The organism is Pseudomonas sichuanensis (genome assembly GCF_003231305.1).
In the GTDB taxonomy this organism is placed as follows: Bacteria; Pseudomonadota; Gammaproteobacteria; order Pseudomonadales; family Pseudomonadaceae; genus Aquipseudomonas; species Aquipseudomonas sichuanensis.
Genome location: NZ_QKVM01000089.1, coordinates 1 through 11468 on the forward strand (window position 1 = coordinate 1; position 11468 = coordinate 11468).

General features: G+C 65.6%; 12 protein-coding genes. 6 read left to right on the forward strand and 6 right to left on the reverse strand.

What is annotated here, in order from left to right:
• Positions 1 to 45 precede the first annotated feature (45 nt).
• Positions 46 to 693, reverse strand: coding sequence for a thiopurine S-methyltransferase (locus DM373_RS27515; protein ID WP_110996490.1), 648 nt, complete (start codon positions 691 to 693; stop codon positions 46 to 48).
• A 101-nt stretch (positions 694 to 794) separates the two neighbouring features.
• On the opposite strand from DM373_RS27515, the gene DM373_RS27520 reads away from it, so the two are divergent.
• A complete protein-coding gene (locus DM373_RS27520) occupies positions 795 to 1547 on the forward strand; it encodes a DODA-type extradiol aromatic ring-opening family dioxygenase (protein ID WP_110996491.1) in 753 nt (250 codons plus the stop codon).
• 172 nt (positions 1548 to 1719) lie between these two features.
• Here DM373_RS27520 and DM373_RS27525 read toward each other — a convergent pair whose 3' ends face one another.
• Together DM373_RS27525 and DM373_RS27530 are read right to left on the reverse strand one after the other, a co-directional pair.
• Entirely contained in the window at positions 1720 to 3405 is a 1686-nt protein-coding gene (locus DM373_RS27525; protein WP_110996492.1) for a DEAD/DEAH box helicase, read from the reverse strand.
• Positions 3406 to 3831: 426 nt separating this feature from the next.
• Positions 3832 to 4587 (reverse strand): spermidine synthase, encoded by a 756-nt coding sequence (locus DM373_RS27530; protein WP_110996493.1) that lies wholly within the window; start codon positions 4585 to 4587, stop codon positions 3832 to 3834.
• A gap of 117 nt (positions 4588 to 4704) precedes the next feature.
• Here DM373_RS27530 and DM373_RS27535 point away from each other — a divergent pair, with 117 nt between their 5' ends.
• A complete protein-coding gene (locus DM373_RS27535; RefSeq protein ID WP_110996494.1) occupies positions 4705 to 6051 on the forward strand; it encodes a class II 3-deoxy-7-phosphoheptulonate synthase in 1347 nt (448 codons plus the stop codon).
• Here the strand turns inward: DM373_RS27535 and DM373_RS27540 are convergent.
• Positions 6032 to 7252 (reverse strand): winged helix-turn-helix domain-containing protein, encoded by a 1221-nt coding sequence (locus DM373_RS27540; RefSeq protein ID WP_110996495.1) that lies wholly within the window; start codon positions 7250 to 7252, stop codon positions 6032 to 6034. The two genes, DM373_RS27535 and DM373_RS27540, sit on opposite strands and share 20 nt — an antisense overlap.
• Positions 7253 to 7361: 109 nt before the next feature.
• Positions 7362 to 7580, reverse strand: a complete 219-nt coding sequence (locus tag DM373_RS27545) for a DUF1127 domain-containing protein (RefSeq protein WP_110996496.1) — start codon at positions 7578 to 7580, stop codon at positions 7362 to 7364.
• Between the two features lie 96 nt (positions 7581 to 7676).
• Between DM373_RS27545 and DM373_RS27550 the strand changes: the two genes are divergently transcribed.
• Positions 7677 to 8528: a LysR substrate-binding domain-containing protein gene (locus DM373_RS27550; protein WP_110996501.1), complete on the forward strand. Its 852-nt coding sequence runs from the start codon at positions 7677 to 7679 to the stop codon at positions 8526 to 8528.
• A gap of 67 nt (positions 8529 to 8595) precedes the next feature.
• Here the strand turns inward: DM373_RS27550 and DM373_RS27555 are convergent, their stop codons facing one another.
• The gene (locus tag DM373_RS27555; RefSeq protein ID WP_110996497.1) at positions 8596 to 9345 is read right to left on the reverse strand and encodes a sulfite exporter TauE/SafE family protein; all 750 of its coding nucleotides are present in this window, start codon (positions 9343 to 9345) and stop codon (positions 8596 to 8598) included.
• 115 nt (positions 9346 to 9460) lie between these two features.
• On the opposite strand from DM373_RS27555, the gene DM373_RS27560 reads away from it, so the two are divergent.
• From DM373_RS27560 to DM373_RS27570, 3 genes are all read left to right on the forward strand, one after another.
• Positions 9461 to 10417: a LysR family transcriptional regulator gene (locus DM373_RS27560; RefSeq protein WP_110996498.1), complete on the forward strand. Its 957-nt coding sequence runs from the start codon at positions 9461 to 9463 to the stop codon at positions 10415 to 10417.
• Between the two features lie 55 nt (positions 10418 to 10472).
• Entirely contained in the window at positions 10473 to 10928 is a 456-nt protein-coding gene (locus DM373_RS27565; RefSeq protein WP_110996499.1) for a MarR family winged helix-turn-helix transcriptional regulator, read from the forward strand.
• A 140-nt stretch (positions 10929 to 11068) separates the two neighbouring features.
• A partial coding sequence (locus DM373_RS27570) for an organic hydroperoxide resistance protein (protein WP_110996500.1) occupies positions 11069 to 11468 on the forward strand: 400 nt, incomplete at its 3' end.

Consider the following 11468-nt stretch of genomic DNA (forward strand, 5'->3'; position numbering starts at 1 on the left):
TAGATGCCGATGTTGGCGTGGGAGCGGGCTTGCCCCGCGATGGTTTCAGCGCCGAACGCTGTAGGCTCGCTCCAGCAATCTTTCGACACCTGCCTTCAGAAACTTCGGGCTCTCGTCCAGAATCTCCCGCCCCTCGACCTCATCGACCTGCCACCCGGAAAACCCTGCACGCACTTCGCCATCCCCCACCGCAAACGGCGGCCCGTCGATCAACGACTGGTCGTAGTCCAGCGTCACCAGCAAGCCCTTGCCGATGGGTAGCACATCATCCAGCAGCGCCATGTAGCGCTCGCGCATCTTCGGCGGCAGGGCAATCAGCGCCGCCCGGTCGTAAAGCCCGGTGCAGCCGGCCACGTCCTCGGCATTCAACGCAAAGATATCCCCGCACCACAACTCGATCTCGCCACAGCGCCACACCTCGAAAGCGCCCCGCTGCGCAACCTCGGCCACCAGCCCGTGCTCGACAAAGAAGTCTTCCACCGCCCGCCGCGAGAGCTCGACGCCAAGCACCCGATACCCCTGCGCAGCCAGCCACAGCAGGTCCAGGCTCTTGCCGCACAAGGGCACCAGCACCTGGGCCCCGGCGGCCAGGCCCAACGCCGGCCAGTGCGCCTGCAGGTACGGGTTCACCTGGGGCTGGTGAAAGCCGATCTGGTTGTCCGCCCACCGCTTGTGCCAGAACGCTGGCTCCATGATTCCTCCTGGTTTTTCGATATTTAGCCGTAAAAACTTATATTGGATCTCGATCGTTTCCTGATCGAAGATGACAGCATCTTACCTGCCAGGACCTCGTCATGTTGCCCAGCCTGTTCATCTCCCACGGATCGCCCATGCTCGCCCTGCAACCTGGCGCCCGCGGCCCGGCCCTGGCCGCCCTGGCCCGCGCCCTGCCCCGCCCGAAGGCGATCGTGGTGGTGTCGGCGCACTGGGAAAGCCGCGAGCTGCTGGTGACGGGCAACCCCCAACCTCAGACCTGGCATGACTTTCACGGTTTCCCCCCTGCCCTGTATGCCGTGCAGTATTCGGCACCGGGCGAGCCGGCGCTGGCTCGCCGAGTGGCCGATCTGCTGGGCGCCAGGCTGGACGACAAACGCCCCTTCGACCATGGCGCCTGGGTGCCGCTGTCGCTGATGTACCCAGCGGCTGATATCCCGATGATCCAGGTATCGCTGCCCAGCCAGGCTGGCCCCGCCCTGCAACTGAAAGTCGGCCAGGCACTGTCGGCACTGCGCGCAGAAGGCATCCTGCTGCTCGGCTCGGGCAGCATCACCCACAACTTGGGCGAGCTCGACTGGCATGCCGGGCCGGATGCGGTCGAGCCCTGGGCACTGGCGTTTCGCGACTGGGTGGTGGAGCGTCTTCAAGCCAAGGATGAAGCGGCGCTGCTGGACTATCGGCGGCAAGCGCCGTTTGCGATGCGCAACCATCCCAGTGACGAGCACCTGTTACCGCTGTACTTCGCCATGGGCGCCGCAGAGCAGTTCGGCATCGTGCACCAGGGCTTCACCCTGGGGGCACTGGGGATGGACATTTATCGGTTCGACTGAAGGGCCTCTTCGCGGGTAAACCCGCTCCCACAGGTACAGCGCCAAGTTGAAATCCGGCGCAATACCTGTGGGAGCGGGTTTACCCGCGAAGAGGCCGGTACAGGCACCACCAATCTCCAAGCAAAAAAAATCCCCGACCTAGGCCGGGGATTTTTTCATTGCAGCGCCAGGATCAATCCTCGCGGTAGCGGCGCAGCTTCAGCTGCTTACCGGCTACGCGGGTGTCCTTGAGCTTGGTCAGCAGACGCTCCAGGCCATCTTCCGGCAGCTCGACCAGGCTGAAGCTGTCGCGAACCTGGATGCGGCCGATGGCGTCACGCGCCAGGCCACCTTCGTTGAGGATCGCGCCCAGCAGGTTCTTGGCGGCGATACCGTCACGGGCACCCAAGGCGGTACGGCAACGCACGCGGCCTTCGGCCAGCGGCATCGGCGCACGGCGCTCGCGGTCACCACTGCGCTCGCTACGCTCACCACGTTCGGCACGCTCACCGGTGCTGCGCTCGCGCGGGCTGTGGGTCGGCACCAGCGGCTGCTCGCGCTCCACCGAAGCCAGGTCCAGGGCTTGGCCATTGGTGGCCTTGCGCAGCAGGGCCGAAGCCAGTGCACGCGCGCTGCAACCCAGGTCGGCGGTCAGGCGGTCGAACAACTCGCCGTGGCTGGCCTCGGACTCGGCCACCAGCGGCGCCAGGCTCTTGGTCAGCTTCTTGATGCGCGCATCGAGCACGGCTTGCGGGTTAGGCAGGCGGGCTTCGGCGACTTTCTGGCCGGTAACACGCTCGATGACCTGCAGCATGCGGCGTTCACGCGGGGTGACCAGCAGCAGCGCACGGCCTTCGCGACCGGCACGGCCAGTACGGCCGATACGGTGCACGTAGGACTCCGGGTCGTACGGCATGTCAACGTTGAACACGTGAGTGATGCGCGGTACGTCCAGGCCACGGGCAGCGACGTCGGTGGCGACGACGATGTCCAGGCGGCCATCCTTGAGCGAGTCGATCACGCGCTCACGCTGGTTCTGGGCGATGTCACCGTTCAGTGCAGCAGCTTTGTAACCCTTGGCTTCCAGCGCGGCGGCCAGGTCCAGGGTGGCTTGCTTGGTCCGCACGAAGGCGATCAGCGCGTCGAACTCTTCCACTTCCAGCAGGCGCAGAACAGCCGGGATCTTCTGGTCGGCATGGACCATCAGGTGGGCCTGGTCGATCGCGGTGACGGTCTGGGTCTTGCTCTGGATCTTGACGTGCTTCGGCTCGCGCAGATGGCGCTCGGCGATCGAACGGATCGAAGACGGCAGGGTGGCGGAGAACAGCACGGTCTGGCGCGAGGCCGGGATGGCGTCGAAGATCACTTCGAGGTCGTCCATGAAGCCGAGCTTGAGCATCTCGTCCGCTTCGTCCAGTACCAGGTACTGCACGGTGGACAGGACTTTCTCGTCGCGACGCAGGTGGTCGCACAGACGGCCAGGGGTAGCGACGACGATTTGCGCGCCGTTACGGATGGCACGCAGTTGTGGGCCCATCGGGGCACCACCGTAAACAGCCACCACGTTAACGCCCGGCATCTGCTTGGCGTAGGTTTCGAAAGCGGTAGCAACTTGCAGCGCCAACTCACGGGTTGGCGCCAGGATCAGGGCTTGCGGTTCGCGCTTGCTCACGTCGATCTTGTTGAGGATCGGCAGGGCGAAGGCAGCGGTCTTGCCGGTGCCAGTCTGCGCCTGGCCGATCATGTCGTGACCGGCGAGGATGATCGGGATCGACTGTTGCTGAATGGCCGACGGCTCTTCGTAGCCGGTGGCCACGACGGCAGCAACAATATTCGGATTGAGTTCGAGAGCGGCGAATCCGCCGGTTTCCTGGGTCATGGGTCTGCCTCTAGGTGCATCCGCAAAGACCCATGCTCCAAAGCTGCACATGCCTTGAAAGACCAAACGGTCACCCAGGCAGCTTTGGCGGCGGGGATTTGCGAAAACGATTGAAAATGGGAACGTCTTGGGAAAGTCCGACTAGCGGACGCGCAGCCGAAGCTGGGTTCGGAGGATTTGCACCACCTGATTTGCGGCCCGCTAAAAGACCGGCGCGTACTATATACGAATTCGGCGAGAACCGTGAGAAATATTTCTGAAGGAAGGGCCAGTATCGGGCCATCGAACCGGGCGGGCTGAACCGATTCCCTTTTACATCCGTGTCGGCCTCTTCGCGGGTAAACCCGCTCCCACAGGTCAGCACTGGCTCGGGACTCCACGGCCCCTGTGGGAGCGGGTTTACCCGCGAAGAAGCCGACGCGGTTTTCAGGTCGCCGGACGCACCGCCTTGATCAGGTATTCCAGCGAGTAGCCCAAGCGAGGCGCCAGCGCCTCGGCCCGGGCGCGCAGGCTGTCGATGTCCAGCTGCTGATCCAGATCGGCAGGCACCAGCAGGATCACGTTGCCCTCCTTCACCGGCAGCTCCCAGTAATGCCGGTGGTACAGCCCGCGCAGCAAGGCGGCACCCAGCGGCCTGCCGTCATCGCTGGCCCACTGGTTGATCACCAGCCAACCACCCGGGTTGAGCTGCTTCTGGCAGTTTTCCAGGAACGTCCAGGCCAGGTGGCCGACACCGGGGCCATGGTCGGTGTAGAGGTCGACGAAGACCAGGTCGGCCTTTTCTGCCGTCGGCAGCAGTTCTATGGCATCCCCCACCCGCACGTACAACCGCGGGTCATCGTCCAGGCCCATGAACTCCATGGCCAGGCGCGGCACGTCGGGGCGCAGCTCGATGGCCTCGACATCGTCCAGCGGCAGGTACTTGAGGCACGCTTGGGTCAGGGTGCCGGCGCCGAGGCCGAGGAACAGCGCACTCTCGGGCTGTGCATGGCACAGCGCGCCGACCAGCATGGCACGGGTGTAGTCGTACTCCAGCCAGCTGGGGTCGGCGGTAAAGGTGCAGCTCTGCTCGATGGCGTCGCCGAACTCGAGGAAGCGGTAGTCCTCCACCTCGTACACGCTGATGACGCCAAAAGCGTCCTCCACCCGTGCCAGCAGCCGCTCTTCCCGCTCCGTCGCCATCCCACCACCGCCTGCGCAAAACGCGCATTGTCCGCCAATGCCGGTGGTGCAACAAGCACGTCGGCGGCTGTACCATGGCAGCTACGCCTGAACCGACACTTATAGATAGAGCCTGTGATGACCCAACCCTGGAGCCCTGACAGCTGGCGCGCCCTGCCGATCCAGCAGCAACCCGTCTACCCGGACGCCGCCCACCTGCTGAAGGTGGAGCAGACGCTGGCCAGCTATCCGCCGCTGGTGTTCGCCGGCGAGGCCCGTGAGCTGCGCCGGCAGTTCGCCGAGGTCACCGAGGGCCGGGCGTTCCTGCTGCAGGGCGGCGACTGTGCCGAAAGCTTCGCCGAGTTCTCGGCGGCGAAGATCCGCGACACCTTCAAGGTGCTGCTGCAGATGGCCATCGTCATGACCTTCGCCGCCGGCTGCCCGGTGGTCAAGGTCGGGCGCATGGCCGGCCAGTTCGCCAAGCCGCGCTCGGCCAACGATGAAACCATCGGCAACGTCACCCTGCCCGCCTACCGCGGCGACATCGTCAACGGCATCGGCTTCGACGCCGCCAGCCGCGTGCCCGACCCCGAGCGCCTGCTGCAGGCCTACCACCAGGCCACGGCCAGCCTCAACCTGCTGCGCGCCTTCGCCCAGGGTGGCTTCGCCGACCTGCACCAGGTGCACAAGTGGAACCTGGACTTCATCGCCAACTCGGCGCTGGCCGACAAGTACCACCAACTGGCCAACCGCATCGACGAAACCCTGGCGTTCATGCGTGCCTGCGGCCTGGATACCGCGCCACAGCTGCGCGAAACCAGCTTCTTCACGGCCCACGAAGCGCTGCTGCTCAACTATGAAGAAGCCTTCGTGCGCCGCGACAGCCTGACCGGCGACTACTACGACTGCTCGGCGCACATGCTGTGGATCGGCGACCGCACCCGCCAGCTGGACGGCGCCCATGTCGAGTTCCTGCGCGGTGTGCACAACCCGATTGGGGTGAAGGTGGGGCCGAGCATGGACCCCGAAGAGCTGATCCGCCTGATCGACGTGCTCAACCCGGACAACGACCCGGGCCGTCTGAACCTGATCGTGCGCATGGGCGCCGGCAAGGTCGGCGCGCACCTGCCGGGGCTGATCCGTACCGTCGAGCGCGAAGGGCGCAAGGTGCTGTGGAGCTCGGACCCGATGCACGGCAATACCATCAAGGCCAGCAGCGGCTACAAGACTCGCGACTTCGCGCAGATCCTCGACGAGGTCAAGCAGTTCTTCCAGGTGCACCAGGCCGAGGGCAGCCATGCCGGCGGTATCCATATCGAGATGACCGGGCAGAACGTCACCGAATGCATCGGCGGCGCCCGGCCGATCACCGAAGACGCCCTGTCCGATCGCTACCACACCCATTGCGACCCGCGCATGAACGCCGATCAGTCACTGGAGCTGGCCTTCCTGATCGCCGAAACCCTCAAGCAGGTGCGCCGCTGAGCACTGCCTGACGCAGCCGGCTGCCCTCGGCCCGAGGGCAGTTGAGCTGTACCTGCTCAAGCCCCAACCAGCCGGCCAGGCGCCGCAACTCGATGGCCAGCGCCTGGTAGCCCTCCTCGTCCAGCCCACGCTCTTCTTCATGCACCGCGTGTACCGCCAGCCGCCCATGGCCACGTTCGGCACGCAGGTCCAGGCGCGCGGCAATGCGCTCGCGGTGCAGGAACGGCAACACGTAATAGCCGTACACCCGCTTGTGCGCCGGAGTGTAGATCTCCAGCCGGTAGCGGAAGTCGAACAAGCGCTCGGTGCGGCTGCGCTCCCAGACCAGCGAATCGAACGGCGACAGCAAGGCGCTGGAGTGGATGCGCCGGGGGATGCGCGGCGTGCCCGCCAGATAGGCGGGTTGCTTCCAGCCCTGAACCGAACAGGCCTGCAAGCGCCCGTCCGCCAGCAATTCGGCCAGGGCCGCCTTGCTGTGCTGGGGTGACAGGCGAAAGTAATCGCGCAGATCCTGCTCGGTGGCCACGCCCAACGCGTTGGCGGCATGCAGCATCAGGCCTTGATGGGCTTCGGCCTCGCTGGGCACCGGCTGGTCGAGAAGGGTCGCAGGCAGCACCCGTTCGGGCAGGTCATACAGGCGCTCGAAACCGCGGCGCCCGGCCACCGTCACCTCGCCTGCGGCGAACAGCCATTCCAACGCGTGTTTCTCTTCGCTCCAGTCCCACCACGGGCCGGCGCGTTCCTCGCGGGTCGACAGGCTGCCAGCACCCAGTGCGCCGCGCTCGCGCACCGCCGCCAATACGCGCTCGATCACCTCGGGACGATCACGGCCAAAGGCCGCGAGCTGCCGGTAGATGCCCCGGCCTTCACGGGCCTGGGCCATGCGCCAGCGCATCAGCGGGTACAGTTGCAGCGGCAGCAGCGAGGCTTCATGGCCCCAATATTCGAACAGCCGGCGCTGGCGACGCGTGCCCCAGGCGAGCTGGTCGAGCGACGCCTGCGGGTAATCGCCCAGGCGCGAGAACAACGGCAGGTAGTGGGAACGGACCAGCGCATTGACCGAATCGATCTGCACCACGCCCAGGCGCTGGAATGTGCGGTTGAGGCTGGCCGCCGTGGCCGGGGTATCGGGGGACTTGCCGAAGCCTTGGGCGGACAGCTCCAGGCGGCGGGCCTGGGCGAGGGACAGGCTGAGGGACATGAAGTGGGCTCCGTCTGAGGTTCAGACAGTAAAGACGCAATCGCGGGGCAAGCCCGCTCCCACGTGTGAATGCGTGGGAGCGGGCTTGCCCCGCGATGGGGGCCGCCCTCTATTTACGCAGCGGGTCCTCCCAGAAGTGCCGGTCGGCTTCCTGCTGGATATCCGCCCGCGACAGCCCCAGGTCGTGCAGCGTCGCATCGCTCAGGCGCGCCAGTTCGTCGCGCTGGCGGTGCAACTCGTACCAGCGCAGAAACAGCCCGCCAGCATCGTGCAGCAGATGGTTCAGGGCCGATACCGGCTGGTGAGCAGCATTGAAATGACCTTTCATCTTGACGCCCTCCGTGTGGATGGCTTCAGTCTCGGCCCAGGCCTAAGATCAATCCAACGAATGTTTCTGATGCCATGCATCTCGGAGATTGATGCAATGTCCCAGTATCAGAGTCTCGATGCCGACGTGCTGCGCACCTTCGTCGCCATTGCCGAGCAAGGCGGCTTCACCCGCGCAGGTGAAGTGGTCAACCGCACCCAGTCGGCGGTCAGCATGCAGATGAAGCGCCTGGAGGAAGACATCCTGCAGCGCCAGCTGTTCGAGCGCGACGGCCGCCAGGTGCGCCTGACCGCAGAGGGCGAGGTGCTGCTGGGTTACGCCCGGCGCATCCTCAAGCTGCATGGCGAAGTGTTCAATACCCTGCGCATGCCGCACATGGTCGGGGTGGTGCGCATCGGCACCCCGGACGACTATGCCATGCGCTACCTGCCCGGCATCCTCACGCGCTTCGCCCAGGCCTACCCGCTGATCCATGTCGAGGTGCACTGCGACTCGTCGAAACAGCTGATGCTGCGCCAGGACCTGGACCTGACCATCGTCACCCGTGAACCCGGCAACGAAGTCGGCCAGCTGTTGCGCCAGGAACGGCTGGTGTGGGCGGCAGCCCGAGGGTATTGCCCACAGGAACAGCGGCCGATGCCGCTGGCGCTGTTCAACACCGACTGTTTCTGCCGCGCCTGGACCTGCAATGCCCTGGAGCAACAGGGCATCGAATACCGTATCGCCTACACCAGCCCCAGCCTGGCGGCGATCTTCGCCATCGTCAGCGCCGGGCTGGCGGTGACCGCGCAACTGCACAGCCTGGTCGGCGGCGAGCTGCGCATCCTTGGCGAGGACGATGGCCTGCCGCAGTTGCACATGGCCAATGTGATGCTGCTGCGCAACGCGCAACAGCAGTCGCCGATCACCGATTGCATGGCCGAGTTCATTGTCGAAGGGTTCAAGTAGCACGTAGAAACCATCGCGGGGCAAGCCCGCTCCCACCCTGTGGGAGCGGGCTTGCCCCGCGATCAGACTAGAGCTCGAACCCAAGCATCACCGCACACACCACCAGGAACACACAGAACAGCGTGCGCAACACCTTCTCCGGCAAGGCATGGGCCAGTTTCACCCCCCAACTGATGCTGAGCAGACCGCCCACCGCCAACGGGATACCGACGCTCCAGTCAACACTCTGGTGAATCCCATAGGTCAGCAAGGTCACCGTGGTACTCGGCGCCGCCAGCGCCAGTGACAAGCCCTGGGCCACCACCTGGGTGGTACCGAACACAGAGGTCAATATCGGCGTGGCCACCACGGCCCCACCCACACCGAACAGACCGCCCATGGTCCCGGCGAAGCTGCCCAGCACACCCAGCCACGGCCAGGGGTAGCGCAATTCACTGCTCGGTGGCCTCACCCGCAGGAACATCCGCGCCACGTTCCACACCGCCAGCGCCACCAGGAAGCCGACGAAGCCCAGGCGCATCGACTGGGCATCGATGCCCACCGCCCAGATCGAGCCCAGCCAGGCGAACAGGAAGCTGCACAGCGACAATGGCACGGCATGGCGCAACTCGATGCGATTGCGCTGGTGGTAGCGCCACAGCGCCAGCAGCACGTTCGGCACCACCATCACCAGCGCGGTGCCCTGGGCCAGTTGCTGGTCAAGGCCGAACAGCACGCCCAACGCAGGGATGGCGATCAGCCCGCCACCGATGCCGAACAACCCACCCATGGTGCCTAGCGCAGCGCCCAACACGATATACATCAACCACTCGATCATCAGCGCCTCATCCGCCTGCTCCTGAACAATGGCTGCATGCTACCCAGTCGCGGCTGGCGGGGAAACGCACAGCAGCGCACAATGGCTGTGCGCCTTACGCATAAGCAGACCCGCCATGAGCCCCGACATCCTCACCGAACAACTGAGCCTGTTCCTCGACGTACTGGAAACCGGCAGTTTCTCTGCCGCCGCCCGCCGCCACCCTCTGACCCCCTCGGCCGTGGCGCGGCGCATCGACAACCTGGAAAGCGCCGTCGGCAGCCGCCTGTTCGCCCGCAGTACCCATGCCGTGCGCCCCACGCCCGCCGGCAACGCCTTCGCCGAACGAGCCCGGCGCATCATCGAAGAGTTGCGCCTGGCACGGGCCGAGGCGGTGTCGCTGAGCAACGCGCCCGAGGGCTTGATTCGCATCGATGCCCCGGCAGCCTTCGGTCGCCGCCACCTGGCACCGGCCATTGCCGACTTCCTGGTGGCCTACCCCGGGCTGGACGTGCAGTTGCGCCTGATCGACAGCTTCGTCGACCTGCACGGCAGCCACCTGGGCGAGGTCGACCTGGTGCTGCGCGCCGGCCCCCTGGCCGACACCCGCCTGGTGGCCACGCCCCTGGCCTACATGGTGCGTATCGCCTGCGCCAGCCCCGGGTACCTGGCCAGCCGTGGGGTGCCCGCCTGCCCCAGCGAGCTGCCCGGGCACGACGGCCTCGACTGGGACGGCCTGGCGCCGCCGTTCGCCTGGCGCTTCACGGTCGATGGCCAGGCGCGCCTGTACCGGCCCACGCGCATGCGCATGACCGCCAACAATGCCGAAACCTTGCTGTTCGGCGCACTGGCCGGCCTGGGCATCGCCCACCTGCCCACCTGGCTGATCAGCGACTACCTGCTGCGCGGCGAACTGCTGCCACTGTTCTGCGACAACGGCCTGCCCGCGCCGGAGAGCAGCGGCATCTATGCGCTGCGCCTGGAACATGAAACGAACTCTCGCAGCCGCTTGCTGCTCGAATTCCTCAAGAGCCGCTTCAGCCCGGTGCCCCCCTGGGACCTGGCATTGCGCAGCGAGCTGCGCTGGCAATGAGCGCGCCAACCTTCAGCGTGCTAGATTTTCCCCTACACCGATTTCAAGGACCTGCATGAACGCCAACACCCAAGCCCCCTGCGACGAGCTGCTGCTGGACAACCAGGTCTGCTTCGCCCTGCATTCGACGTCGCTGCTGATGACCAAGGTCTACAAGCCCCTGCTGCAGGCGCTGGGCCTGACCTACCCGCAGTACCTGGCCATGCTGGTGCTGTGGGAGCAGGACGGCCTGACCGTGGGCGAGATCAGCCAGCACCTGCTCACCGACCCCGGCTCGCTCACCCCGCTGCTCAAGCGCCTGGAAAGCGAAGGGCTGCTCAAGCGCACCCGCAGCCGCGAAGACGAACGGGTGGTGCTGGTGCAACTGACCGACAAGGGCCGTGCCCTGCAACAGCAAGCCCGGGACGTGCCGCACTGCATCCTCAAGGCCAGCGGCCGCACGGTCGAGCAACTGGCCAAGCTGCAGGCAGAACTGATCGAACTGCGCGCGAACCTGCAAAAAAACCTCTGACGGCTATGCTGGGTGATGGCCGTTCGGACGAGTGGCCGAACATTTAACTTGCGCGCAAACTAATTGCGCGCTAAGTTTTATTCCGTACCCACCCAGCGCCCTTCCATCAACGGGCGCACAGCATATGAACGAGGCTCAAGATGCAAAAGGTCACTCCGCTGTACATCGCAGAAGCCACTTCCACTGGCGGCCGCGACGGTAAATCCCGCTCCAGCGACGGCAAGTTGGAAGTCAAGCTGAGCACCCCTAAAGAGCTGGGCGGCGCTGGCGGTGACGGCACCAACCCCGAGCAGATGTTTGCCGCCGGTTACTCGGCCTGCTTCATCGGCGCCCTGAAGTTCGTCGCCGGCCAGGAGAAAAAGGCCCTGCCGGCCGATGCCTCGATCACCGCCAAGGTGGGTATCGGGCAGATCCCCGGTGGCTTCGGCCTGGACATCGACCTCAACATCAACCTGCCGGGCCTGGCCCAGGCCGATGCCGAAGGGCTGGTGGAGAAGGCGCACAAGGTCTGCCCTTACTCCAACGCTACCCGCGGCAATG

Excerpts from the sequence above, each read along its gene's own strand:
- DM373_RS27565 (WP_110996499.1), top strand. The coding sequence starts at position 10,473 with ATGAACGCCAACACCCAAGCCCCCTGCGACGAGCTGCTGCTGGACAAC.
- DM373_RS27530 (WP_110996493.1), bottom strand. The coding sequence starts at position 4,587 with ATGGCGACGGAGCGGGAAGAGCGGCTGCTGGCACGGGTGGAGGACGCT.
- DM373_RS27515 (WP_110996490.1), bottom strand. The coding sequence starts at position 693 with ATGGAGCCAGCGTTCTGGCACAAGCGGTGGGCGGACAACCAGATCGGC.
- DM373_RS27525 (WP_110996492.1), bottom strand. The coding sequence starts at position 3,405 with ATGACCCAGGAAACCGGCGGATTCGCCGCTCTCGAACTCAATCCGAAT.
- DM373_RS27550 (WP_110996501.1), top strand. The coding sequence starts at position 7,677 with ATGTCCCAGTATCAGAGTCTCGATGCCGACGTGCTGCGCACCTTCGTC.
- DM373_RS27555 (WP_110996497.1), bottom strand. The coding sequence starts at position 9,345 with ATGATCGAGTGGTTGATGTATATCGTGTTGGGCGCTGCGCTAGGCACC.
- DM373_RS27540 (WP_110996495.1), bottom strand. The coding sequence starts at position 7,252 with ATGTCCCTCAGCCTGTCCCTCGCCCAGGCCCGCCGCCTGGAGCTGTCC.
- DM373_RS27560 (WP_110996498.1), top strand. The coding sequence starts at position 9,461 with ATGAGCCCCGACATCCTCACCGAACAACTGAGCCTGTTCCTCGACGTA.
- DM373_RS27520 (WP_110996491.1), top strand. The coding sequence starts at position 795 with ATGTTGCCCAGCCTGTTCATCTCCCACGGATCGCCCATGCTCGCCCTG.
- DM373_RS27545 (WP_110996496.1), bottom strand. The coding sequence starts at position 7,580 with ATGAAAGGTCATTTCAATGCTGCTCACCAGCCGGTATCGGCCCTGAAC.
- DM373_RS27535 (WP_110996494.1), top strand. The coding sequence starts at position 4,705 with ATGACCCAACCCTGGAGCCCTGACAGCTGGCGCGCCCTGCCGATCCAG.